This window comes from Myxococcus sp. CA056 (genome assembly GCF_013336715.1).
Lineage (GTDB): Bacteria > Myxococcota > Myxococcia > Myxococcales > Myxococcaceae > Myxococcus > Myxococcus llanfairpwllgwyngyllgogerychwyrndrobwllllantysiliogogogochensis.
Genome location: NZ_JABUMT010000004.1, coordinates 282,097 through 303,976, shown reverse-complemented (window position 1 = coordinate 303,976; position 21,880 = coordinate 282,097). Strand labels below are relative to the sequence as shown.

The 21,880-nt window shown below is 68.7% G+C and carries 21 protein-coding genes; 11 read left to right on the top strand and 10 right to left on the bottom strand.

Translation table 11 applies throughout. From position 1 onward, the window contains the following. Positions 1-391: 391 nt before the first annotated feature. Positions 392-1,117 carry a hypothetical protein gene (locus HUA76_RS19615; protein ID WP_174461767.1) on the top strand — a complete coding sequence of 242 codons (726 nt, stop codon included), beginning with the start codon at positions 392-394 and terminating at the stop codon, positions 1,115-1,117. 337 nt (positions 1,118-1,454) lie between these two features. Here HUA76_RS19615 and HUA76_RS19610 read toward each other — a convergent pair whose 3' ends face one another. Next, positions 1,455-2,396: an acyl-CoA dehydrogenase family protein gene (locus HUA76_RS19610; protein WP_174461766.1), complete on the bottom strand. Its 942-nt coding sequence runs from the start codon at positions 2,394-2,396 to the stop codon at positions 1,455-1,457. 512 nt (positions 2,397-2,908) lie between these two features. Next, the gene (locus HUA76_RS19605) at positions 2,909-3,517 is read right to left on the bottom strand and encodes an SET domain-containing protein (protein ID WP_174457251.1); all 609 of its coding nucleotides are present in this window, start codon (positions 3,515-3,517) and stop codon (positions 2,909-2,911) included. Between the two features lie 94 nt (positions 3,518-3,611). On the opposite strand from HUA76_RS19605, the gene HUA76_RS19600 reads away from it, so the two are divergent. Further along, positions 3,612-3,986: a DUF423 domain-containing protein gene (locus tag HUA76_RS19600; RefSeq protein WP_174461765.1), complete on the top strand. Its 375-nt coding sequence runs from the start codon at positions 3,612-3,614 to the stop codon at positions 3,984-3,986. Between the two features lie 28 nt (positions 3,987-4,014). Here the strand turns inward: HUA76_RS19600 and HUA76_RS19595 are convergent, their stop codons facing one another. Then, on the bottom strand, positions 4,015-4,323 hold the full coding sequence (locus tag HUA76_RS19595; protein ID WP_174461764.1) for a hypothetical protein: 309 nt from the start codon (positions 4,321-4,323) through the stop codon (positions 4,015-4,017). Between the two features lie 167 nt (positions 4,324-4,490). Between HUA76_RS19595 and HUA76_RS19590 the strand changes: the two genes are divergently transcribed. Further along, on the top strand, positions 4,491-5,771 hold the full coding sequence (locus tag HUA76_RS19590; RefSeq protein WP_141646877.1) for an amidohydrolase family protein: 1,281 nt from the start codon (positions 4,491-4,493) through the stop codon (positions 5,769-5,771). Here the strand turns inward: HUA76_RS19590 and HUA76_RS19585 are convergent. Next, entirely contained in the window at positions 5,759-7,081 is a 1,323-nt protein-coding gene (locus HUA76_RS19585) for a glycosyltransferase family 87 protein (protein ID WP_174461763.1), read from the bottom strand. The two genes, HUA76_RS19590 and HUA76_RS19585, sit on opposite strands and share 13 nt — an antisense overlap. Positions 7,082-7,193: 112 nt before the next feature. Continuing rightward, complete coding sequence (locus tag HUA76_RS19580; RefSeq protein WP_174461762.1) at positions 7,194-8,144, bottom strand: 1-phosphofructokinase family hexose kinase; 951 nt, start codon at positions 8,142-8,144, stop codon at positions 7,194-7,196. A 128-nt stretch (positions 8,145-8,272) separates the two neighbouring features. Here HUA76_RS19580 and mug point away from each other — a divergent pair, with 128 nt between their 5' ends. After that, positions 8,273-8,830, top strand: a complete 558-nt coding sequence (mug, locus tag HUA76_RS19575; RefSeq protein WP_305794242.1) for a G/U mismatch-specific DNA glycosylase — start codon at positions 8,273-8,275, stop codon at positions 8,828-8,830. 7 nt (positions 8,831-8,837) lie between these two features. On the opposite strand, the gene HUA76_RS19570 is transcribed toward mug, so the two are convergent. Continuing rightward, positions 8,838-9,671 carry a 3'(2'),5'-bisphosphate nucleotidase CysQ gene (locus HUA76_RS19570; RefSeq protein WP_174461761.1) on the bottom strand — a complete coding sequence of 278 codons (834 nt, stop codon included), beginning with the start codon at positions 9,669-9,671 and terminating at the stop codon, positions 8,838-8,840. 226 nt (positions 9,672-9,897) lie between these two features. Here HUA76_RS19570 and HUA76_RS19565 point away from each other — a divergent pair, with 226 nt between their 5' ends. Beyond that, positions 9,898-10,395 (top strand): DUF3592 domain-containing protein, encoded by a 498-nt coding sequence (locus HUA76_RS19565; protein WP_174461760.1) that lies wholly within the window; start codon positions 9,898-9,900, stop codon positions 10,393-10,395. 27 nt (positions 10,396-10,422) lie between these two features. Here the strand turns inward: HUA76_RS19565 and HUA76_RS19560 are convergent, their stop codons facing one another. Beyond that, positions 10,423-11,532, bottom strand: a complete 1,110-nt coding sequence (locus tag HUA76_RS19560; RefSeq protein ID WP_174461759.1) for a hypothetical protein — start codon at positions 11,530-11,532, stop codon at positions 10,423-10,425. A gap of 379 nt (positions 11,533-11,911) precedes the next feature. Here HUA76_RS19560 and HUA76_RS19555 point away from each other — a divergent pair, with 379 nt between their 5' ends. Next, positions 11,912-12,406 (top strand): GNAT family N-acetyltransferase, encoded by a 495-nt coding sequence (locus HUA76_RS19555; protein WP_174461758.1) that lies wholly within the window; start codon positions 11,912-11,914, stop codon positions 12,404-12,406. Positions 12,407-12,466: 60 nt separating this feature from the next. On the opposite strand, the gene HUA76_RS19550 is transcribed toward HUA76_RS19555, so the two are convergent. Together HUA76_RS19550 and HUA76_RS19545 are read right to left on the bottom strand one after the other, a co-directional pair. Then, the gene (locus HUA76_RS19550; RefSeq protein ID WP_174461757.1) at positions 12,467-14,917 is read right to left on the bottom strand and encodes a lectin-like protein; all 2,451 of its coding nucleotides are present in this window, start codon (positions 14,915-14,917) and stop codon (positions 12,467-12,469) included. Positions 14,918-15,184: 267 nt separating this feature from the next. After that, complete coding sequence (locus HUA76_RS19545; RefSeq protein ID WP_174461756.1) at positions 15,185-15,817, bottom strand: response regulator transcription factor; 633 nt, start codon at positions 15,815-15,817, stop codon at positions 15,185-15,187. Between the two features lie 425 nt (positions 15,818-16,242). On the opposite strand from HUA76_RS19545, the gene HUA76_RS19540 reads away from it, so the two are divergent. The 5 genes from HUA76_RS19540 to HUA76_RS19520 all read left to right on the top strand — a co-directional run bounded on the left by HUA76_RS19540 (position 16,243) and on the right by HUA76_RS19520 (position 20,892). After that, positions 16,243-16,902, top strand: coding sequence for a hydrolase (locus HUA76_RS19540; protein ID WP_174461755.1), 660 nt, complete (start codon positions 16,243-16,245; stop codon positions 16,900-16,902). Positions 16,903-17,011: 109 nt separating this feature from the next. Continuing rightward, positions 17,012-18,868 (top strand): amidohydrolase, encoded by a 1,857-nt coding sequence (locus tag HUA76_RS19535; RefSeq protein ID WP_174461754.1) that lies wholly within the window; start codon positions 17,012-17,014, stop codon positions 18,866-18,868. Next, positions 18,858-20,513: an MFS transporter gene (locus tag HUA76_RS19530; RefSeq protein ID WP_174461753.1), complete on the top strand. Its 1,656-nt coding sequence runs from the start codon at positions 18,858-18,860 to the stop codon at positions 20,511-20,513. Before HUA76_RS19535 ends, HUA76_RS19530 begins: the two co-directional genes overlap by 11 nt. Further along, on the top strand, positions 20,510-20,737 hold the full coding sequence (locus HUA76_RS19525) for a DUF1427 family protein (protein ID WP_141648148.1): 228 nt from the start codon (positions 20,510-20,512) through the stop codon (positions 20,735-20,737). Before HUA76_RS19530 ends, HUA76_RS19525 begins: the two co-directional genes overlap by 4 nt. After that, positions 20,734-20,892: a XapX domain-containing protein gene (locus HUA76_RS19520; RefSeq protein ID WP_141648147.1), complete on the top strand. Its 159-nt coding sequence runs from the start codon at positions 20,734-20,736 to the stop codon at positions 20,890-20,892. Before HUA76_RS19525 ends, HUA76_RS19520 begins: the two co-directional genes overlap by 4 nt. 59 nt (positions 20,893-20,951) lie before the next feature. On the opposite strand, the gene HUA76_RS19515 is transcribed toward HUA76_RS19520, so the two are convergent. After that, positions 20,952-21,695, bottom strand: coding sequence for a class I SAM-dependent methyltransferase (locus HUA76_RS19515; RefSeq protein ID WP_254614346.1), 744 nt, complete (start codon positions 21,693-21,695; stop codon positions 20,952-20,954). Between the last annotated feature and the right edge of the window lie 185 nt (positions 21,696-21,880).

Genomic DNA, 21,880 nt, shown 5'->3' with positions numbered 1-21,880 from the left:
GATGTGTGGGCCGCTGATGCCGAGGAGGCTCGAAGCGGTCCCTGTCCCGGTTGGGGTCGGGCTTCTTGCTCGGAGGCCGTGACTCGATCTTCGAGGGCGCCTTGGGGGGCGGCCTTGGTGTGGGCCTGGGACGATGGGGGTTGATATGAATGGGCATGTTCGTCTCCTGGGAGTTGTCGCACCTCGTGCGCACATGAGGGATAGGTCGGAGAGGAAATACCGGTTACAGGCTTCAGCACGATATGGGTGTCCAGGGACCTCATGACGTCATGCGTCAGACATTGAGCGCTGTTCTTGGCGCCGTGATGAGTGGGTTTCCGCTCGGCGGCAACCTTTACCGGCCGCCTGCGATAACCTGCTGATTCGTCGAATTCTGGAGAGTCCCCCAAGCATGGATCCCATCCGCAACCGCACCCGCGTCGTCACGTCGAACCCGTCCACGTCGCTCCAGCCGCAGCGGGAGGCGCAGCAGACGGCGGCCCCGGCAAGGGCCAACGCGGTGGGTCATGCGCAGTTGAGCACCTTCGAGGCGAAGCTGGCGCCGCCGGCGCAGGCCGTGGCTGCACAGCCGGCGCCGGGCGCGTGGCGTGGCGGACCGGACACCGAGGTGGGCAAGGCGGTGCAGGCCATCTGGGACCGGATGCAGAACATGCCGGGGGCGGATGTCACCATCAAGGGAGACACGCCGGCGTCGCTGCTCGGCCGCGCCATCCTGGACGGCAAGAAGGTGTCGAACGAGCAGATCATCGCGATGTCGAAGGTGACGTTGGATCAGCTCGCGACGGATCCGAAGGACCGGGAGAAGGTCCTGAAGAAGGTGCCGAACGCGCGCGAGCTGCCGGTGCACAAGTTCACGGTGGCGATGCTGTCGGCGGCGACGGGAATTGATCCGAAGAAGCTGTCCGAGGCCTGTCCCGACCTGGGCCTGACGGGCGCGCCGGGCACGCCGCTGCTGTATGCGGCGGAGGGGCAGAGCACGCAGCGCTCCACCGCGCTGCACGACTTCACGGACTACCTGCGCGGAGCGGGCATCAAGGGCCTGAACAAGGCCGTGTGGGGCGTGGAGAACCGCATCCTGTCCGCCCTCGTCTCCATCGTGGGCGGCGGACGGTACTGAGAAGTCCGGGGTTCACGCCGTGAGGCGTGTCAGGGCCGTGTCCCGTACAGGGGCGCGGCCCTTCGTCTTTCAAGGGACGAGCTTCGAGCGAGCGGCGTCCCCTGCCCTGGCACGTGCGCGGCAATCACCTTGTTCCGGCGCAACGACGACGGCTCGCGCGAGCAGTTACCTGTACGCGCGTCCTGAGGTCAGTCGCCTTGTTCCGGCGCAACGCCGACAGCCCGCGCGAGCAGTTGCCTGTACGCGCGTCCTGAAGTCAGTCGCCGTGTTCCGGCACCTGGACAGCAAGCTTCGCGCGCGCAGCCTCCATCGTCTTGCCTGTACGCGCGTTCTGAGGTCAGTCGCCTTGTTCCGGCACCGCGCCCGCGAGCTTCGCGCGAGCAGCCTCCAGCCGCTTGGCGCGCACCTTTCCAGCAACGTCGAGCAGTCGGCGGTCGCGCGCCCAGCGCTCACGAGTCACAGCGTCGACCTGGGCCCACAGCGGCTCACTCTCGACGAGCGTGCGCTTCACCTGAGCCAGCGCGCCAGCGAGCGCCACATGCGTCGCCACGGATGACGGGTCCGCCTGGGCAAGCCCGCGCATCATCACCGCGAGCGCGAGCAACTCCTCGCGGATGGGGTCAGGCCAGCCGCTGCGTCGGCCGACCTGGAGAAGCCAGCCGAGGAGCGCGAGATGGACATGACAGTCCTCCACGGTGCGGAAGGGCTTGAGGTAGCGCGTGTAGCCATCGCCCGGGAGTACTTCGTCCGGTGATACCGCCACGTCTTCGAGTCGCAGCTCCGCGTGAGGGACCTCGGGCACAAAGGGGAGTTCGGGCAATTCAGTAGCGATGATGCCCGCACGCCTGGCGTCCACGGACACCAACCTGAGCCGGTTGCGGCCCTGCTCGTCCTGTCCTTCGGAGGCGACGATGAGTAGCAGCTTCGCGCTGGAGCCCAGCGTGACGAAGGCTTTCTCCCCTGTGAGTGTCCAGCCCGTGGCCGTTGGCGCAAGACGCGTCTGGATGGCGGCGGGGTGCCCACCCATCGACTCCGTGGCGCAGAGCGCGACGGGCTGGTCAGCGGGGAGCATGGGGAACAGGAAGCGGTGGGCGGCGTGGTACCCGGAGGCGAATGCAAATCCGAGCCGGTCCGCGCGAAAGCCTCCCGCGAGCGCGAGGTCCGCGGGCGACTGGAACCGCGGCACCAGTTCCACATGACGGCGCCACCACGTCTCGACGGAGTCAAGTGTGACGGGCTCGGGGGACTCAGTGAGCAGGAAGGAGAGGACGTCGTTCACAGGGCCACTATACGACAGCCAGACGCAAGCGGCGTTCCCGGAACAATCCAAACCAGAGGCGGCCCACCGGCCTGACTGAAGTCAGCCAGCGGCGCCAGACCCAACATGCCTTTACCCTCTCAAAAACAACACCCAAGGCATGACTGTGTACAGGATGCGCTGCACCAGCCCCCCATGATGAGCAGACAGAGTCCAGCGCTCGGCGTTACATCCCACGCGCCTCCATCTACAACCTCATCAATCGCAGCCCGAGCATCCAGCTCGCGGGAGTCGTGAACGTGGCAGGAGTCACTCGCTACGTCCACGAATGCGCTGGCGACCTGGATGCTCAGGGGCGCGGCTGAGGTGTCCCGGAATGCGCTCAGTCGGCGTGCCAGGGAACTGGGATTCGCCCGCACCAGCACGCGACCTTCGCGGGCCCCAGGGCGACAACTCCCGGCCGGCGTCGCTGGCCCTCGCACTCACTTCGCCACGAGGCCCGACGACAGCGCGTCAGGCCCGGGCAAACAACCTCACCCCGCCAGGCGTTTGCGGCCACCCGCGGACTTCTTGCCCTTCGTCGTCTTCTTCCCCTTCACGGGCTTCTTCGCGGAGCGGGACTTGGACACGGACTTCTTCTTCGAGGCCTTCTTCCGGGCAGGGGCCTTCTTCTCCGGCGCCAGGATGGTGCCCCTGCACTGGGGCGCGCCACAGCGGCACACGTAGAGGGCTTCGGACTCCGACCCCATGTCCTCGGTGCGCTCGTAGGCGTAGTCGTAGACCAGCTCCTCCCCTACCTCGAGCGCGCGCAGGGCGAAGATGTAGATGCGCCCCTTGTCGATGAGCGCCTCGCAGTTGGGGGCACACGAGTGGTTGATGTAGCGCGCCTCGTTGTGCAGGGTGCCCGCGTCGAGCACCGTCTTGCTGTCCAGGTTGAACAAGAAGGTGTGGTGCCGCCCCATGGCCTCGTCGTCGTAGCGACGGTCCGCGTCCGCCTGGGTGATGCGCTCACCGACGTACTCGATGATGCGCTCGCCCTTGCGGATGCGGCGGGTGGCGAAGGCGCCCGTGCCCTGGATGGACGACGGACGCAGCTCGAAGGGGATGGGCTTGGAAGAAGGAGTGAAAGTGGGGGATGTCATGCGGGTATGAGTGGCCCGGAGTTCACGTCGGCCAGGACGCTCCATCAACGGCGGTGTAGCGTGCACCAGACGGACTCTCGATGAAAGGCGTTCGATGATGCGGTGGTGGCTCGTGCTCGGTGCGGTGAACGCTTTCCTGTCCGTGTCGGCGGGAGCCTTCGGCGCTCATGCGCTCAAGGCCCGGCTCCCTCCCGACCTCCTCGTCATCTTCGAGACGGGCGCGCGCTATCACATGTACCACGCGCTCGGGCTGCTCGCGGTGGGACTGCTCTCCCTACTGCGCCCCTCCTCGCTCCTGAACGGCGCGGGCTGGGCCATGCTCGTGGGCATCGTCCTGTTCTCTGGCAGCCTCTACGCGCTCGCACTCTCCGGCGTCCGCGTCCTGGGCGCGGTGACACCCCTGGGCGGGCTGGGCTTCCTCGCGGGCTGGGCCCTCTTCGCCATCGCCGCCTGGCGCGCGACGCCCTAGCCACCCCACCGAGGCCCGGCCCCCGGTGTCACTCCCGAACCAGCGGAGGCATCGGGTACATCAGGTCCAGGTCCCGGTTGTTGCGGATGCCACACGCCTCGCGCTGCACCATCAGATACCAGCGCTGCAGCTCCGCCTCCTTGCGCACCTCGCGGTAGCGCTCCAGGCGCACCGCCCGCGTGGGGCCCCGGGACATCAAGAGCTCGCGCTCCGCGCCCTCCAGCGCGGCCAGGGCCTTCTCCAGCTTCTCGCCGGTGCGCTTGAGCGCGGAGGCCTTCTCCTTCTGGAACTCGGCCTCCACCGGCAACAACGCGTTGACGCTCTGTTCTCGGGCCATGCCCTTGGGTTTAACCACCCCCCACTGGCGCTCGCAGCGCGGGGGATGAGCGCACCTGAAGCGCCCTCTCAGTCCAGCTTGCCCTCCAGGACAGGGAGCGGCGAAGTGGCTGCCTTCCTGGCGCCGCGTCATCATCCCCTCCCCCACACCCACTCCCCGGAACCGCCATGCGCGCCTTCCTCCTGGCCCTCGTCGTCACCACGGCCTCGGCCCAGCAGTCTGGAGCCTCGGCCCCTGCTCCAAGGTCCTACCTGCTGCGCCCCACGAGCGTCTTCGACGGCGTCACCCCCAAGCCCCATGCGGGCTGGGTGGTGCTCGTCACCGGAGAGCGCATCGTCGCCGCCGGCCCCGCCTCACAGGTGAAGGCGCCCGAGGGCACGGAAGTCGTCGACCTCGCCGGCACCACGCTCCTGCCCGGGCTCATCGAGGGCCACTCCCACCTGTTCCTCCACCCGTACAACGAGACGAGCTGGAACGACCAGGTGCTGAAGGAGCCGCTGTCCCTGCGCGTGGCCCGAGCCACCCAGCACGCGCGAGAGACGCTGCTCGCGGGCTTCACCACCGCGCGTGACCTGGGCACCGAGGGCGCGGGCGACGCCGACGTCGGACTCAAGCAAGCCATCCAGCAGGGCATCATCCCCGGACCTCGCCTCCTCGTGGCGACCCGGGCCCTGGTGGCCACTGGCACCTATGCCCCCAAGGGCTTCGCCCCCGAGTGGCACGTCCCCCAGGGCGCCGAAGAAGCCGACGGCGTCGATGACCTGGTGCGCGCGGTGCGCGGACAGATGGGCCGGGGCGCCGACTGGGTGAAGGTCTACGGCGACTATCGCTGGGGCCCCTCGGGCGAGGCGCGCCCCACCTACTCACTCGAGGAGATGAAGCTCATCGTCGAGACGGCGCGCGACGGCGGCCGCCCCGTCTCCGTCCACGCCAGCACGCCCGAAGGCATGCGCCGCGCCGTGCTCGCCGGCGCGGAGACCATCGAACACGGCGATGGGGGAACACCGGAGGTCTTCCGCCTCATGGCGCAGCGCGGAGTCTTCCTCTGCCCCACGCTCGCCGCGGGCGACGCGCTGTTCCGCTACCACGGCTGGAAGAAGGGCGTGGGTCCGGAGCCCGCCCCCATCCAGGAGAAGCGCGCCAGCTTCCGCGCGGCGCTCACCGCGGGCGTGCCCATGTGCGTGGGTGGAGACTCGGGCGTCTTCACCCACGGGGAGAACGGGCGCGAAATGGAGCTGATGGTGGAGTACGGCATGACGCCCGTGCAGGTGCTCCAGGCGGCCACGTCCGGCAACGCGCGGATGCTGCACCGCGAGGACCGGCTCGGCCAGGTGAAGGCCGGCCTGCTCGCGGACCTCGTCGCCGTGGACGGAGACCCCACGCGGGACATCTCCGCCGTGCGCAAGGTCCGCTGGGTGATGAAGAACGGAACGCCCTACCGGCGCTGACTCGCCAGCCCGATGCCCGCGGGCTCCGCGCAGCCCGCCTCCACCGACGCGGGCAGGTAGTCCAGCGCCGACGACTCCTTGGGCGCCGCGTCTTCCGAGGCCACCCGGCGCCACGCATCCCGCAGCAGCAGATAGCCCGCGACGAACAACATCCCGTTGCGCGCCAGCAGCAGCAGCGTCTGGGGAATGCCCAGCCCGTACTTGTACGAGGGCCCCACGAAGACACCGCGCGACAGGATGGCGGCCACGAGGATGAGCACGGGCACCGTGCGCGAGCCGGACAAGAGCGACAGCGCCGCCGCGCCCATGACCCACGTGAGGAACTGCGGACTGAGCACCGGGTTGAGGATGATGAAGGCCACCAGCGGCCCCAGCGCCAGCCGCGCCAGGTCATCCATCCGCTCGGGGAGCCGGCGACGCACGGACCACATGCCCACCGCGGCCATGCCCAACGAGCCCACCACCCACAGCCACCGGCTCACCGCCCTCACGCCCTCGGCGGCCGCGCCATGCAGCTCGAACGCCGCGGGGGCGTGAATCCAGAGCACGCCCTGGACCAGGCCCAGGTGATGCGCGGCCCACAGCAGCGAGGCCCCGAGCGACTCCACCTGGAGCCCCCGGTCGACATGGAACGACGCGAAGCCCCACCAGGGCCACACCGCGCTCAGCGGCAACAGCGGCGCCACGCCCAGCGTCAGGCCCACCACCAGCTTGCCCAGCGTGCCGCGCTTCCAGCACACGGCCAACGCGAGCGGCACCAGCACCACCGGGTACAGCTTCGTCACCACGCCCACCGAGAGCGCCAGGCCCGCCACCGTCTCTCGGCGGCGCGCCAGCGCGAAGAGGGCCGCCATCGTCAGCGCCGCGGGGATGAGGTCATAGCGCTTGAGGTAGTAGAGCGCCGCCATCCACGACGTCACCGAGTACGCCAGACACGGAACCACCGAGCGCCACGCCCTGCCCCACTTGCGGGCCCCCTCGGTCAGCAGCACCCACTTGATGAACCCATCCATCACCGCCAGCTGGAGGCCGAACAGCGGGATGAACTCCCACTGCGTATGGCGCACCCACGCGGCGGGGACGAACCACAACAGCGCGTAGGGCGGGTACTCGAAGCGGAAGTCCTGGTTGGGCGTGGCGCCGGCGAGGAAGGCTCGCGCCGTCTTGAAGTACAGGTCCAGGTCGCCGATACGCGGCGAAAACGCGTACACCACGAGCGGCGTCACGCCGACGAGGAACGCGACCCAGTGCCAGGGCCCGAGACGGGCGGAAGGGGAAGCTGCGGGAGAAGGAGGGGTGGAGGCGGACACGCGAGCGCACTCTGTCCAATCCTGGCTGCTTTTGTCGCGGGGAAAGAGAGACACGCCGCCCCCTCCCCTGGTCGGGCGCCACCCGAGGAGGCGGAGTCTACCCGGGTCGGCGCTACGGGGTGCGGGCCAGGGGCTCGGCCTTCACCTGCGTGAAGAGGCGCTCGACGTCCGCTCGGCCGCACAGGTCCGTGCCCTGGGAGAGCAGGGCCGCCGTGCCGGAGGCGATGCCCCAGCGCAGGGCCTCCTCATGGGACTGGCCCCGAGCGAGCGCCAGCGTCAGCCCCGCGACGAAGCTGTCCCCCGCGCCCACCGAGCTGTGCGTCTCCACAGGAGGAGGCGAGGCGCGAAGCTGCGCGTCACGCGTCGTCAGGAGCGCGCCGTCGGCCCCCATGGACACGGCCAGGACCTCCGCCCGGCCCCTCGCCACCAGCTCCCGCGCCGCCTCGGCCTGGGTCGCCAGGTCCTCCGCCTTCAGGCCCGTCAGCTCGCGCAGCTCGCGGCGGTTGGGCTTGGCCAGGAACACCCCTTCCTCCAGCGCCGCCGAGAGCGGCGTCCCGCTGGTGTCCACCACCACGCGCACCCCCAGCCGCTTCGCCAGCCGCGCGACACGCGCGTAGAAGTCGTCGGGCACGCCCTGGGGCAGGCTTCCGCTGGCCACGATGAACGCGGCGCCCGTGGCGACCTCCCCCACCGCGCTCAGGCAGCGCTGCCACTCGAGCTCGGAGAGCACCGGCCCGGGGAGGATGAAGCGGTACTCCCGGGCGCTGGCGCCCTCGGCCACGGTGAAGCTCTCGCGCGTGGAGCCCTCCACGGGGATGGAGCGGCGCAGCAGGCCCTTCTCCTCCAACAGTTCCTCCAGCATGAGCCCCGTGGCACCGCCCCGCGTGTAGACGGCGATGGACTCCCCGCCCAGCTCCCGCACCACGCGCGCCACGTTGATGCCGCCACCGCCCGGGTCCCTGCGCACCGAGCCGCACCGCAGCTTGTGCTCCGGGGTGACCTCCGGCACCGACGTCGCGACGTCGATGGCGGGGTTGAGCGTCAGCGTCACGATGTGCGCCATGTGCCAGGTCTCCAGCGATGGGAAGAGGTCGTCCCTCTCGGAACGCAAGCGCAGAGAGTGCCCCACCGGGCACGTCCCCGCCAGCCCGGCCGTTGCCATCCCCGCGCGGCTGATGCGAGATGCGTGACATGCCCTCGCCACGAGGCCCCACGCGGGACGAGCTCGACGCCGCCACCGGCCGCCACATGCCGGACATCATCGCGCCCGGCCTGCGCGTGCTCTTCTGCGGCATCAACCCCAGCCTCTACTCCGTGGTGATGGGCCACCACTTCGCGCGCCCCGGCAACCGCTTCTGGCCCACGCTGCACCTGTCGGGCTTCACGACGCGACAGTTGAGCCCCTCGGAGCAGGGCGAGCTGCGCGAGCAGGGCCTGGGCATCACCAACGTCGTCGACCGCGCCACCGCCACCGCGGACCTGCTCGACAAGTCGGAGCTGACCGAGGGCGCCCGCTCGCTCGAAGCCAAGGTGCGCCGCTACCACCCGCGCTTCCTCGCGGTGCTGGGCATGGGGGCCTACCGCACCGCCTTCGCGCGGCCCAAGGCCCAGCTCGGGCTTCAGGAGGAGACCTTGGGCACCACCCGGCTGTGGGTGCTGCCCAATCCCAGCGGGCTCAATGCCCACTACCAGCTCCCGGACCTGGCCCGGCTCTACGCGCAACTGCGACTCGCGGCGGACGCGGGCTGACGGCGCTTCAGGTGATGAGCCCCGCCTCGCGCGCGAAGCGGGTGACGACGGGCTGCACGTGGGGGAACGCGGCGGCGTTGCAGGCCAGCAGGCCGCGCAGGTTCTGCAGCTCGGAGCCGTCATAGCGATACGGCGTGCCGCCCAGGTCCGTGAGGATGCCCCCGGCCGAGCGCAGCACGGCCTCCGGCGCGCAGTTGTCCCAGCGATAGCTCTTGTCGCTGACGTGGAGGTAGAGGTCCGCCTGGGACTCCGCCAGCAGGCCGCACTTGACGCCCACCGAGCCGGACTCCTGCTCGCGGGTGATTCCCAGCCGGGCCACGACCTGGTTGGTCAGCTTGGAGCGATGCGAGCGCGACACCACCAGTCGCAGCGACGCGGGCTCCGCCACGTCCGACACGCACAGGGCCCGGCGCGCGCCCGCCTTCTCCACGAAGCCCCCCTGCCCCACCACGCCCGAATAGAGCGTGTCGCCCACCGGCCGGTACACCACGCCCAGCACGGCCTCGGTGCCAATGGCCAGGCCGATGTGGATGGCGAACTCGCCGTTGCGGTTGACGAACTCCTGCGTGCCGTCGAGCGGGTCCACGAACCAGCAGCGCTCGAAGCGGCCGGCGGCGGCGCTGTTGTCGGACTCCTCGGCCACCACACCGTCACCGGGGAAGGCCCGGCGCAGCGCCTCCACGATGAGGGCGTTGGCTCGGGTGTCCGCCTCGGTGACGGGCCCCTGGCCGCCCGCCTTGTCCTCGACGGAGAAGGGGGTGGCGTAGACCTCCAGCAAGAGGGCGCCCGCTTCACGGGCGATGCGGCGGGCGGTGTCGAGCTCGGTGTCGAGGGATGGCATGGGCGGACAGTCTGCCCTCGAATGGGGCCTGGGTGGGAGGTCGCGCGTCGGTGTGGACCTTGAACATGGGGCGAACCGCCCCGCGCGGGGCGGATTGCCCCGCCCGGCCGGACGCGCTCGCGAGGGAAGATGGTGGCGTGGCTCCTGCACTGCATGAAGCGAACCGTGAGCGCTCGGGGAGCGGGCCCGCGCCCAAGCCCCCGACGCGAAGTGAGGACATGCCGAGATGATGAAGGTGCTACTGGCGGGGTTGATGCTGGTGTTCGGGGGGATGCTCGCCTTCGGGGGCGGGCGCATGCTGTACCGCGCCCATGCGAGCGAGCGCTGGCCCACCACGGAGGGGACCGTGGTGTCCTCGGGCGTGGAGACGGTGCGCAACCGGCGCACCACCCGCTTCCACCCCGAGGTGAAGTACGAGTACTCGGTGGGTGGCCATTCCTACTCGGCGGACACCATTTCGTTCGGAGGCAATGACACGGGCGCGCTGCCGGATGCCCAGCGCCTGACGCACCGGTATGCCTCCGGCACGAAGCTGCCCGTGCACTACGAACCGGACGACCCGGCCATCGCGTGCGTGGAGTGTGGCAACGCGGGGATGTCCAGCTACGTCGTGATGTTCGGCGGCCTGGCCTTCGCGGGGCTCGCGGGCGCGGGCATGGTGGACATGGTGCGCTCCGACGTGCGCGAGCGGCGCCGCATCAAGGGGCAGCGGCTCGCGCGGTAGCCATGGTCGCGGGCGCGGGCTTCCGCCTCAGCGTCTTCGCAAGGTGAAGACGTCGCCATTCTGCGCGACGACTCTGTAGCCCCCCAAGTCACCATCCACGTCCATGCCCAGCTGGAGTGGATCCGGAAACGTGTCTTCGTCGAAGTAGACGAGGAGCTTCTGGCGGGTGTCGACGAGCTCCAGGGGCCCCAGCGGCGCTGTCGCGAACACCTGGGGCACCGGGTCCGGAGCCAGCTCCTCGATGGTCTTCGTCAGACAGGTCGCCCACTCGCCCCGGTAGGCCTGCAGGCGCGCCTGGAGGTTCTGGAGCACGAGGGAGCTTCTGGCGGGAGCGGCGTTCAGCCGGTACTGGATGCGGGGCTGGCTCCAGTGCACGTCGATGAGGAACAGGCGCTTCTTGGCCTGGCGGACCTCCTCGCCTGCCCCCAGCTCCGTCAGCGCGAGCGTGAAGTCCTCGCAGAACTTCGCGTGGGACATGGGCCGCATCGCCTCCAGACAGTGGGCGAGGGAGTACTTGCTCGCATAGCTCTGGTACACGCGGACCTCGTCGCCCAGGCGCTCGACCATGAACGAGTGGGGCTTGCGCGAGATGCGACAGTAGTAGGGGCCCGGCGTGTTCTCGAGCAGGCTCAGCAGCGCGGGCGCGCCGATGTCCCCCACGGCCGGCGCGTCGCCTCCCACCGTCGTGACGTCATCCATCCAGGAGGACGTGGCGCCGCACGAGCCCGACTCCAGGTTGTGCTTCGCGGTGAACTCCACGTAGTCCGCGAACAGCATGGACCGCAGGGTGGCCACGGAGGTCTTCAGGGCGAAGACCCGGACAACCTCCTCCAGGTCGCTCGTCGTCGTGCTCCCATAGGTGGAGAGCGGAGAGCACACGAACATCTCGATGGTGGAGAGCGAGAGCCGCGACTGGAACTTCCGTCCCTCGGCGGCGGCGCGACCGAGCAGCTCATCGAGCGGAGGATGCGCGTCCGAGCGCGAGATGAAGCGCTTGACGTCGAGCAGCTTCCCGCAGTGGGTGACCTTGCCGCGCCAGCCATTCCAGCACTTGAGACAGATGAAGAACTTCTTGGCGCACGTGTCACATTCGAGGCGGACTTCCATCTCCTCGCGCTTGCAGAAGCTGCACAGCATGAAGACTCCCGGGTTGGTCGGTGCCCGGGGAGCAAGCTGTGTACCCGGAGCGCAAGCCCAGTAAAGACAAGGACCTCCCTTGCTGGAGCGCCGGACCTCGCGTCCACCCGGCACGCCTCGGCGTCCGGACGGCACGCAGATGCGCTCCTTGCGCGGGGCGTCGCGCGAGGCTCAAAGCAGCCCGTTCCGCGTGGTATCGATTGCCGACGGCCCCGTCCGAACGCCGGATGTCGCGACGGGAAGCGGACGGACGGAGACCTCTCCCGTCCGACACTCCACATCCGCCCCAAACGAACGCCGTGCGGACCCGAAGCCCCTGTGTGACGCTGTCGCCCCCGCGCCGTGCTATCTGGACGGCCCTCCCTGAAGGAGCTCCCGCATGCCCGTCACCCTCCGCCCCGCCCAGCCCTCGGACGAGCCCGCTCTGGGCCGGATGGGCGCGGCGCTCGCACGGCTCCATCACGAGCTTGACCCTCAGCGCTTCATGCTTCCGGACGACGTGGAGTCTGGATACCGCTGGTGGCTGGGACGAGAGGCCCGCAAGCCTGACGCGGTCGTCCTCGTCGCCGAGCTGGACGGTGAGGTGGTGGGCTATGCGTACGGCCGCGTGGAGGACGTGGACTGGAACGCCCTGCTGGACCGCTCCGGCGGCTTCCATGATTTGTGGGTGGACGCGAAGGCCCGCCGCGCCGGCGTAGGCCCCCTGCTCGCCGAGGAGCTGATGCGCCGACTGACGGCCCTGGGCGTGCCGCGCGTCGTCCTGCACGCCGCCGCCAAGAACGAGCCCGCACAGCGGATGTTCGCGCGCCTCGGGTGGCGCCCCACCATGGTGGAGATGACCCGCGAGGCGCCCGACACGCCCAAGAAGCCCTGAGGACTCAGGGCTTCCGACACGCCCGCCCCAAATGGCGGCTGGCGTGTCACCGGGCACAGCTCAGTCCCAGGTGGTCCAGTCTGCTTCGTGGCCTCGGTCCGTCAGCTTCAGCCACGCGTTCTGACCGTTCGTCTTGGTCAGCAGCGCGGCGTTCTCGACGGCGGTCTTGGGGACACCCGCCCCATACCCCGAGGGACACTGGAAGTTGTCGAAAGACCCCGTCCCACCCATTGCCCAATAGTCAGACGGGCACGCGGTCGCAGTGCAACTCGTCGCGTACTTCCGGCATGCATGCGGATGGCTTTCGGCGCAATTCGCGTCGTACCAGGTCCCATTGGCCAGAATCATGGCGCAGTGCTCGTTGCCATTGTAGTTGTTCGGCTCGGTCGCGGCCCACTGCGTAAACGGCACCGGGGCACCGCCCCAGTGAACCCACCGCCCCTCCTTCGTCTGGTCCGTGAGGTTGACCCAGACAATGGCCCCCTGCTGCTTCTGCTGGAGCGCCGTGTTCTCGATGGAGTTCCTGGGTGCCGAGAACGTCCAGCCATCGCCACAGACACTCGCGCTCCAGGCGCCAGCCGTGGCCGACAGCTTCCAGTCATTCAGCACACAGCCCTGGCTCGTACACCGGCAGGCGTGCTTCACCGCGGTATCGCAGGGCGCGTCATTCCAGGTGCCCGTCACGTTGGCCAGCGTGCAGTTCTCGGCGCCTCCCGCGTTGTTCGGCTCGCCCGTCCCCCAGGGCTGGAAGGGGACCTCCTCCCAGCGACCTGCCTCGAACTGGTCCGTCAGGTTGACCCAGGCGTTCTTGCCCGAGAGGTACGAGAGTTCCTGGAGCTGATAACCCATCGAGGCGTTCCTGGGCGGGACGAACTCATAGCCCGCGGGGCACTGCGGCCGGTTCCAGGGGCCCGTGGCGTCCGTAATGAACCAGGGATTGCCGGAGGAGGAACCGGTTGCAATCCGGAGGCAGGCATAGGCCTTGTTCGTGGCGCAGGGGGCGTCGTTGTAGCCATACAGCCCCTTCCACTCAGCGCAATGCTCGACACCATCGTAGTTGTTGGGCTCGCCGTCAGCCCACCACTGGAAACCCTCGTACTGCCATTTGCCCTCGAGCAGGCGGTCGGAGAAGTTGACCCAGACGTTGTCTCCGCCATCGACGAGTTCCTGCAGCTTCTGGTTCTCGTAGCCGTTCTGGGGAGGAATGAATGCATATCCGTCCGGGCAGAAGTTGTACTGGGGCGCCCACTCGTAGGCCCCCGTCGACAACTTCCAGTAATCAGACGGACAGTAGGAGGCGTCACAGGTCGCGCCCACCTTCTGACAGGCGCGCCGCAGACTCGAAGCACAGTCCACGTCGTTCCACTGACCGGTATCCGACTGGAACTCCGCACAGTCTTCATTGTCATCCCCGTCATTCGGCTCATCCTCGCCAAAGGACCAGAGCGCCTCCTTCATCGCATCCATACTGACACCATACGGTGAATACGAGAGGTTCGACTCCACCTGGTCCATTGAGATGCTGAAGCCACAGCGCGTGGCAGCCCAGTAGTCCAGGTAGTGGGAGAACCCGGAGTACGGCAGCCCACAGTGGAGAGTCTGGTCACAGATACGCAGCTCGGAGAACTCCGTCCAATACAGGCCCAGCGCCCCGGGCAGGTCCTGCGAGCGACAGGAGGGATATCCGGTGAACTTCTGCGCCTCGTTCGCGGGGTAACCGGGCGCGTTGACCCACAGATCCGGCTCGGCCGAGCCGCCCTCATGGTGCCCCGAACTCTCGGAGAAGACCCAGTCCTTGAGCGAGCCGCCGTTTCCATCGGGCAGGGATGAATAGTCGAATCGGTCCTTCACGGAGATGATGACCCGCTTGCCCATCCTGGCCAGCTCCTCGTTCGTCGGCCAGCGCTGGGGATGATACTCGCCGGGAGCCTGGGAGCCCGACCCCATGGCCCACGGGTTCGAGAAGTAGGTTCGCAGGTCCCGCGGAGTGAAGATGAGACTGCCCCGTGTATCCCCCGGGACATTCGGATAGGACTTGTCGAAGAAATGGCGCAACAGGTTGACCATTCGCGTCCGGGAATCCGCCGAGTTGACCTCCAGGTCCTCAATGCCAATCAGAAGGACTTCATTCTGGTTCTGGGGCTCGCGGAGCCAGGTCGAGATCTCCCCCAGGATGCCATTGATCGGCGTCGAGAAGGGCTCCACGGCATGGCTGAAACACAACCCCGGCGCCTGTGCGTTGCCGTAGGGGTCGTTCGGCTCGTCCTTGCTGTAGAAACAGCCATGGTCCCAGACGTCCACATAGAGCGCGCGCATGCCCATGGCGAGCTGGTTGTAGACATAGCGGTGCTGATTGACTCGCGTGTACCAACGCCCGCCGTGGGAATAGGCATTGCTGACGTGGGCATTGTGCGCGCCAAGCCGCTGGAAGCGCTGGACCGGAATGTCTCGCTGGAGCTCGGTCTGCTGGAATCTGGCGGCGTGCGCCGCCCAATAATCACCAGGCTCCATCGCCTGGGAGACAGCCCCTGACTCCTGGGGAGGAGTGGGTTCAGCTTCAGCCGGAGGGGTGTTGCAAGAAACGCAAGCAAGCATGCCCATGAGCAGGCAAGCATTGGCCAACTTCATATAGTGCTGTCCTTGGATGTCCCCCAGGCCCGGTTCGGCCAAGGGGGCGCGCCTTCTACATCCACCTACGTTGCGGGACAAGCACGGAACATCGGCCTGTTGAACAATTCTTGTATCGCAGAGCTGGGCAGGGAGCGCGGGGAATTCCGCTCAGAGGTCGATGATGCCCCGCCGTACGGCCACCACCACCGCGTGCGTGCGGTCCCTGGCCGAGAGCTTCGTCAGCACGTTCTTCATGTGCGTCTTGACGGTCTCTTCGGAGATCCCCATCTGCGCGGCGACTTCCTTGTTCGCGTTGCCCGCGGCGACCCGGCTCAGGACGTCCCGCTCGCGCGTCGTCAGCTCGTCGTCCGCCATGTGCTCGGCCATCTCCGACGCGATGTCCGCGGCGATGCGGCGGCGCCCCGCATGCACGCTGCGGATGGTCTCCACCAGGTCCTTGCGCAGCATGCTCTTGAGCAGATAGCCGGACGCGCCCGCCTTGATGGCCCGCACGGCCTGCGCGTCGCCCTTGTAGGTCGTCAGCACGACGATGCGCGCCGCCGGGAACTCCGAGCGAATCGCGGTGATGGCGTCGATGCCATTCATCTTGGGCATCTGCACGTCCATCAAGGTGATGTCGGGCTGGTGGGTCCGGTAGGCCTGGAGCGCCTGCTCGCCGTTCTCCGCCTCGGCGACCAGCTTCATGTCCGGCTGGCCGGCAATCATCCCGCTGAGCCCTTCACGCAACAGCGGATGGTCGTCGGCCACCAGGATTCGGATGTTCGAGTCCATCGCGTTCATGACGTCAAGGATACCACTCCGGGAGGGAGGCCGGAATCTGGCCATCACCGCGACAACGGGACTGATACACCCTCAACACCAGCGGATTCCTCACGCCCCGTGCCGCTCTCTACACAGGCCGAGTCCCCCGCCCTCCCCCGAAATGGGGAGGACATCCTCCCTGGCATGGGGTTTCATCCAGACGTCTGGCATCGCTATCCTCTCGTCGTGCAACGACTCATCTCGATGATTCCCGAGGGGACGCCGGGAATGGCCTGACTGTGGCTGCGATTGCCCGTGACGGGGGCCTTGCCCTTCAACGCCACCGGGGACTGAGCCGTCACCCGAACGGGGGATGCTCTCGCGGGACTTCCGGGTGTTTTATGTAAAACCCAGGTCGACGGCAGTCACGTCCCCATGAAGTGCAAACACCCCCGAGGAGCCCCATGCCCAACGCCAGTCCCACCCCCGGCAAGAACCTGCTCACCCCCGACAACCACGCGCTCATCCTCGTGGACCATCAGTCGCAGATGGCCTTCGCGACGCGTTCCATCGACATCTCGCTGCTGCGCAACAACACCGCGCTCATCGCCAAGGCAGCCGCGGGCTTTCGCGTTCCCACGCTCCTGACCACCGTCGCGGAGAAGAGCTTCTCGGGGCCCCTGTTCCCTGAAATCAAGGAGGTCTTCCCCGAGGCCAGGGTCGTGGACCGCACCACGATGAACGCCTGGGAGGACCCGCAGGTCACCGAGCAGGTCAACCGCTTCGACAAGGAGCGGCTGGTGATTGCCGGCCTGTGGACGGGCGTCTGCATCGTCGGGCCGGTGCTGTCCGCCATCGACCAGGGCTTCAAGGTCTACGTCATCACCGACGCCAGCGGTGACATCTCCGAGGAGGCCCACGAGCGCGCGGTGCAGCGCATGGTTCAGGCCGGCGCCATGCCGATGACCAGCCTCCAGTACCTGCTGGAGCTCCAGCGGGACTGGGCGCGCGGCGCCACCTACGCGTTGACCACGGGCATCGCCACCAGCAACGGCGGGGGCTACGGCCTGGGCGTCCAGTACGCCAAGTCCATGTTCAACGCCTCCGAGGGCGGCCAGCACTGACGCCGTCCCGCTTTCCGTCACACCCCGGCGATGGACACGCGCCTCCAGCCCCCCGGGCCGCGTCCGTCGTCGTGTCGTTGTCCGCCCCCTCCTCCGCGCACGAGCCCCCATGGCCGACCTGATTGTCCGCAACGCCCGCATCACCACCCTGGACCGGGACCATCCGGAGGCCCAGGCCCTGGCCATCTCCGGAGGCCTCGTGGAGGCCGTGGGAGACGAGGCCACGCTCATGGCGCTCGCCACACCGGGGACGCGGGTCATCGACGCGGGCGGGCGGCGGCTGGTTCCCGGCCTCAATGACAGCCACATCCACCTGATTCGCGGAGGGCTCAACTACAACCTGGAGCTGCGCTGGGACGGCGTGCGCTCGCTGGCGGACGCGATGGCGCTCTTGCGCGAGCAGGTGGCTCGCACTCCGGCGCCGCAGTGGGTCCGCGTGGTGGGAGGCTTCAGCGAGCACCAGTTCGTCGAGAAGCGCCTGCCCACGCTGGAGGAGCTCAACGAGGCCGCGCCGGAGACGCCCGTCTTCATCCTCCACCTGTACGACAGGGCGCTGCTCAATCGCGCCGCCCTGCGCGCGGTGGGCTACGGCAAGGAGACGCCGGACCCGCCGGGCGGACGCATCGAGCGCGACGCGCGCGGCAATCCCACGGGCCTGCTGCTGGCCAGCCCCAACGCGCTCATCCTGTACGCGACGCTCGCCATGGGGCCCCGGCTGCCCCCGGAGTACCAGCTCAACTCCACGCGCCACTTCATGCGCGAGCTGAACCGGCTGGGTGTCACGTCCGTCATCGACGCGGGCGGCGGCTTCCAGAACTACCCGGAGGACTACGACATCATCCAGAAGCTGCACGCCGACGGCGAGCTGACGGTGCGCATCGCCTACAACCTCTTCACCCAGAAGAAGGGCGCGGAGGTGGCGGACTTCGAGCGCTGGACGGGCATGCTCACCCCCCGCCAGGGCGACGACATGATGCGCCACAACGGCGCGGGCGAGATGCTCGTGTTCTCCGCCGCGGACTTCGAGGACTTCCGCATGCCCCGGCCGGAGCTGCCCGCGGGCATGGAAGGCGAGCTGGAGTCGGTGGTGCGCCTCCTGGCCCAGAAGCGCTGGCCGTTCCGCATCCACGCCACGTACGACGAGAGCATCAGCCGGGTGCTGGACGTGTACGAGAAGGTGAACCGGGACGTGCCGCTGGACGGTCTGCACTGGCTCATCGACCACGCGGAGACCATCTCCGAGCGCAACATCGAGCGCGTGCGCGCGCTCAGCGGTGGCATCGCCATCCAGCACCGCATGGCCTACCAGGGCGAGTACTTCGCGGAGCGCTACGGCCGTGACGCCGTCCGCCGCACGCCCCCGGTGCGCAAGATGCTGGAGCTGGGCGTGCCCGTGGGTGCCGGCACGGATGCCACGCGCGTGGCCAGCTACAACCCCTGGGTGGCGATGTATTGGCTCGTCACCGGCCGCACGCTGGGCGGGCTGGCGATGTACGGCGAGGACAACGTCCTGGAGCGCGAGGAGGCCCTGCGCTTGTGGACGCACGGCAGCGCGTGGTTCTCCCACGAACAGGAGCACAAGGGACTGCTCAAGCCCGGCTACTTCGCGGACTTCACCGTGTTGTCGTCGGACTTCTTCCAGGTGCCGGAGGCGTCCATCCTGGACATCACCAGCGTGCTCACGGTGGTAGGCGGCAAGGTGGTGCATGGCGATGGCGACTTCGGTCCGCTCGCGCCCCAACTGCCCCGGCCGATGCCGGACTGGTCTCCGGTGAATCGCTTCGGCGGCTACCAGGGCGGCACCGTCGCCCAGGCCCGGGCCGCCTTCCAGGGGGCCTCGCACGCGCATGGAGACTCCTGCGCCATGCACGGCCATGGCAGGACCCACGCTTCGCGCCACAAGGTCCCCACGAGCGACGACACCGGGTTCTGGGGAGCGCTCGGGTGCCTCTGCTATGCCTTCTGAGGCGAACGTCGCGGCAGCCCCGGCGGTGACCGCGCCGGAGGTCGGCCCGTGGGCGCCGCTGCGCCACTCCTCGTTCCGGACGATGTGGTTCGCCGTCCTGGCCAGCCACATCGGAACGTGGGTCCATGACGTCGCCGCCGCGTGGTTCATGTCCGAGCGGACGGGCTCCCCGTTGATGGTCGCCGCGGTGCAGTCCGCGACGACGATGCCCGTCGTGGTGTTCGCGCTCGCCGCGGGCACGCTGGCGGATATCGTCGACCGACGGCGCTACCTCATCGCCGTGCAGGTGTGGATGCTGGTCATGGCGACGACGCTCGCCTGGTTCGCGCTCTCCGGCAGGATGAATGAGTGGGTGCTGCTGGGGCTGACGTTCGCGCTCGGGACGGGCGCGGCCATGGCGATGCCGGCGCAGGCGGCGACGACCGCGGAGCTCGTGCCACGGCCCCTGCTGGCGCCCGCCGTGGCGCTCAGCTCCATCGGGATGAACATCGCGCGCTCGGTGGGGCCAGCCCTGGGCGGGCTGATTGTCGCGCGCTTCGGCGTCGGCTGGGCCTTGTCGCTGGACGCGGTCTCCTACCTGGGCGTGCTGCTGGCCCTGCTCCTCTGGCGGAGGGAGGAGACTGTCTCGACGCTGCCCTCGGAGCCCTTTGGCATCGCCTTGCGCGCGGGGCTTCGCTACGCGTCGAAGTCGGGTGACTTGCGCTCCGTTCTGCTCAAGTCGGCCTGTTTCTACGTCTTCGCCAGCGCGCTGCCCGCGCAGCTCGCCATCGTCGTACGCAAGGAACTGGGCGCGGGAGCGGGCACGTACGGGTTGCTGCTGACGTGTATCGGAGCGGGCGCCGTCGCGGGCGCCGTGCTGCTGCCTCGACTCCGTGCGCGACTGGGGGTCGACCGGCTGGTGTTCGGCGCCACGGTGCTCTACGCGCTCACCATGCTCGTCGTGGCCCACGTGCGAGTGCTCCAGGTGCTGGGCGTGGCCATGGTGTTCAACGGCCTGGCGTGGATCAGCGTGTTGTCCTCGCTCCAGACGGCCACCCATGTCTCCGTTCCCACGTGGGTTCGGGCCCGGGCGCTGTCGCTCTACATCGTGGTCTTCTCCGCGGGCATGGCCGGAGGGGGCCTCCTGTGGGGCTCCGTGGCCCAGCGCTTCGGTGTCCCCGTCTCGCTGACGGCGGCGTCCCTGGCGGCGGTGCTCGCGGGCGCCTTCTCGCTGCGCTTCCGGCTGAGCGCGGCCATGACGCGCAACACCGCGCCCTCTTCGCACTGGCCTTCGCCGGAGCTGACCGAGGCCATCGAGCAGGACCGGGGCCCGGTGCTCATCACCGTGGAGTACCGCATCGCCCCCAGGGACCGCGCGACGTTCCTTTCGCTCATCCACCAGCTCGGCGGCACGCGGCGCCGCGACGGTGCCGTGCAGTGGGACGTCATGGAGGACACGGCGGAGCCTGGGCGCTTCCTCGAGTACTTCGTCGTCGGCTCGTGGATGGAACACCTGCGTCAACACGAGCGCGTCACGCATGAGGAGAAGGCGCTGCAGGACACGCTGAGCGCGCTCCATCAGGACAGCCAGCCGCCGTCCGTTCGTCACTTCGTCGGCGCCGCGCCGACGAGCCCCCGTCTCACCCCCTTGGAGAACGACTCGTGAACTGGAAACTGTGTGTGGGCCTGCTCCTGGGCCTGGGTATTGGCTTTGGTTGCCGCTGGTTGGGCGTGCCCGCGCCCGCGCCGCCGGTGCTGGTGGGGGCGCTGCTCGTCGTCGCGATGACGAGCGGCTACACCTTGACGGACAAGCTGCTGGCGTCCCGTCCCGCGCGCAATCACGTCAACTGTGGCGGTCCCACCGGCGAGACGCAGGGGACGCGCTCATGATGCTGGCCCTGTTGGGATTCGCCCTGGCGCTCATCATTGGCGCGGGGTGCCGGCTGCTCGACATTCCCCTGCCCGCTCCGCCGAAGCTCCAGGGCGCGCTGCTGGTGGTGGCCATGACGGTGGGCTTCCTCATGGGGGAGCGGCTCCTGGGCTGAAGCACGCTCGCGCGCGAGGAGGACGCCGTGCCAGGCGGCCTCCGCGCGTCGCGCATGCGTCAGGACTTGGGGATGAGGACGAGGTCCTCGTCCTGCTCCAGGCGGTACACGCCGTCCGCGCCCCGGCAGCGCTCGGCATGCAGGCGGAGCTTCCGGTCGAGTTCGCGGGCCTGGTCCGGGCTCATGGCCGCGAGCTGCTCCGCGGTGAAGCAGCCCTCGAGCACGAAGAAGCGGCAGAGCGTGTACATCTCCTCGAAGGTCTGCGCGACGAAGCCGCTCATCGTCGGGAGCACCTCGTGGGGCAGGTGTTTGCCCCGCACGGTGTCCAGCATCAGCTCGCCAAAGTTCAGCGTCTCCGCGAAGTCACGGCACAGCTCGTACGTGGGCCCACGGGCGGCGGCCATGATGAGCAGGCAGTAGCCGCCGGGACGGACGAACGAAAGCAGTCTGTCCATGAAGGCGCCCCAGTCCGCGAGGGGCACGTGGTACAGGACGTGTGAGCACAGGACGAGCTCGTACTGCTCGGTGGAGGCATAGCGCTCCAGGGGCTCGACGAGGACCTTCGCCTTGTCGAGCTTCAGTCCTGAAATCTGCTCGCGATTGGGTTCGAGCAGCGTGAGTGAGCCGAAGTGTGGCGCGAGCCGCTCGGCCACCTTGCCCGACCCGGCGCCCACGTCCAGCAGCGTGCGCGGGAGTGGAAGACCTGGGAGCATCCGCTCCTCGACGACACGCGCGATGTTCTCGGGGTGGCGCGCGGTGGCGGCCAGCAGGCGAAAAGCCGTGGCGTATTCCTGCGGCGACATCGTGATTCCCATATCAGTCCCCCTGCTCCTGTTGAGATGCCAGTCCCGGTGCCCCTCACTGGGATGAGCGCCAGCGTATCGCCCCCACGCGCGGGGAGCACCTGGCTGGGCGCGGAGGACAGGCACCCGTGAACGGGCATCGAGGAGGACACGAGGACAACCCGCTGGATTCCGCCCCGTGACCT

Coding starts and splice junctions, on each gene's coding strand:
- HUA76_RS19615 (WP_174461767.1), top strand. CDS start 392: ATGGATCCCATCCGCAACCGCACCCGCGTCGTCACGTCGAACCCGTCC.
- HUA76_RS19605 (WP_174457251.1), bottom strand. CDS start 3,517: ATGACATCCCCCACTTTCACTCCTTCTTCCAAGCCCATCCCCTTCGAG.
- HUA76_RS19600 (WP_174461765.1), top strand. CDS start 3,612: ATGATGCGGTGGTGGCTCGTGCTCGGTGCGGTGAACGCTTTCCTGTCC.
- HUA76_RS19595 (WP_174461764.1), bottom strand. CDS start 4,323: ATGGCCCGAGAACAGAGCGTCAACGCGTTGTTGCCGGTGGAGGCCGAG.
- HUA76_RS19590 (WP_141646877.1), top strand. CDS start 4,491: ATGCGCGCCTTCCTCCTGGCCCTCGTCGTCACCACGGCCTCGGCCCAG.
- HUA76_RS19580 (WP_174461762.1), bottom strand. CDS start 8,144: ATGGCGCACATCGTGACGCTGACGCTCAACCCCGCCATCGACGTCGCG.
- mug (WP_305794242.1), top strand. CDS start 8,273: ATGCCCTCGCCACGAGGCCCCACGCGGGACGAGCTCGACGCCGCCACC.
- HUA76_RS19570 (WP_174461761.1), bottom strand. CDS start 9,671: ATGCCATCCCTCGACACCGAGCTCGACACCGCCCGCCGCATCGCCCGT.
- HUA76_RS19565 (WP_174461760.1), top strand. CDS start 9,898: ATGATGAAGGTGCTACTGGCGGGGTTGATGCTGGTGTTCGGGGGGATG.
- HUA76_RS19560 (WP_174461759.1), bottom strand. CDS start 11,532: ATGCTGTGCAGCTTCTGCAAGCGCGAGGAGATGGAAGTCCGCCTCGAA.
- HUA76_RS19555 (WP_174461758.1), top strand. CDS start 11,912: ATGCCCGTCACCCTCCGCCCCGCCCAGCCCTCGGACGAGCCCGCTCTG.
- HUA76_RS19550 (WP_174461757.1), bottom strand. CDS start 14,917: ATGGAGCCTGGTGATTATTGGGCGGCGCACGCCGCCAGATTCCAGCAG.
- HUA76_RS19545 (WP_174461756.1), bottom strand. CDS start 15,817: ATGAACGCGATGGACTCGAACATCCGAATCCTGGTGGCCGACGACCAT.
- HUA76_RS19540 (WP_174461755.1), top strand. CDS start 16,243: ATGCCCAACGCCAGTCCCACCCCCGGCAAGAACCTGCTCACCCCCGAC.
- HUA76_RS19535 (WP_174461754.1), top strand. CDS start 17,012: ATGGCCGACCTGATTGTCCGCAACGCCCGCATCACCACCCTGGACCGG.
- HUA76_RS19530 (WP_174461753.1), top strand. CDS start 18,858: ATGCCTTCTGAGGCGAACGTCGCGGCAGCCCCGGCGGTGACCGCGCCG.
- HUA76_RS19520 (WP_141648147.1), top strand. CDS start 20,734: ATGATGCTGGCCCTGTTGGGATTCGCCCTGGCGCTCATCATTGGCGCG.
- HUA76_RS19515 (WP_254614346.1), bottom strand. CDS start 21,695: ATGTCGCCGCAGGAATACGCCACGGCTTTTCGCCTGCTGGCCGCCACC.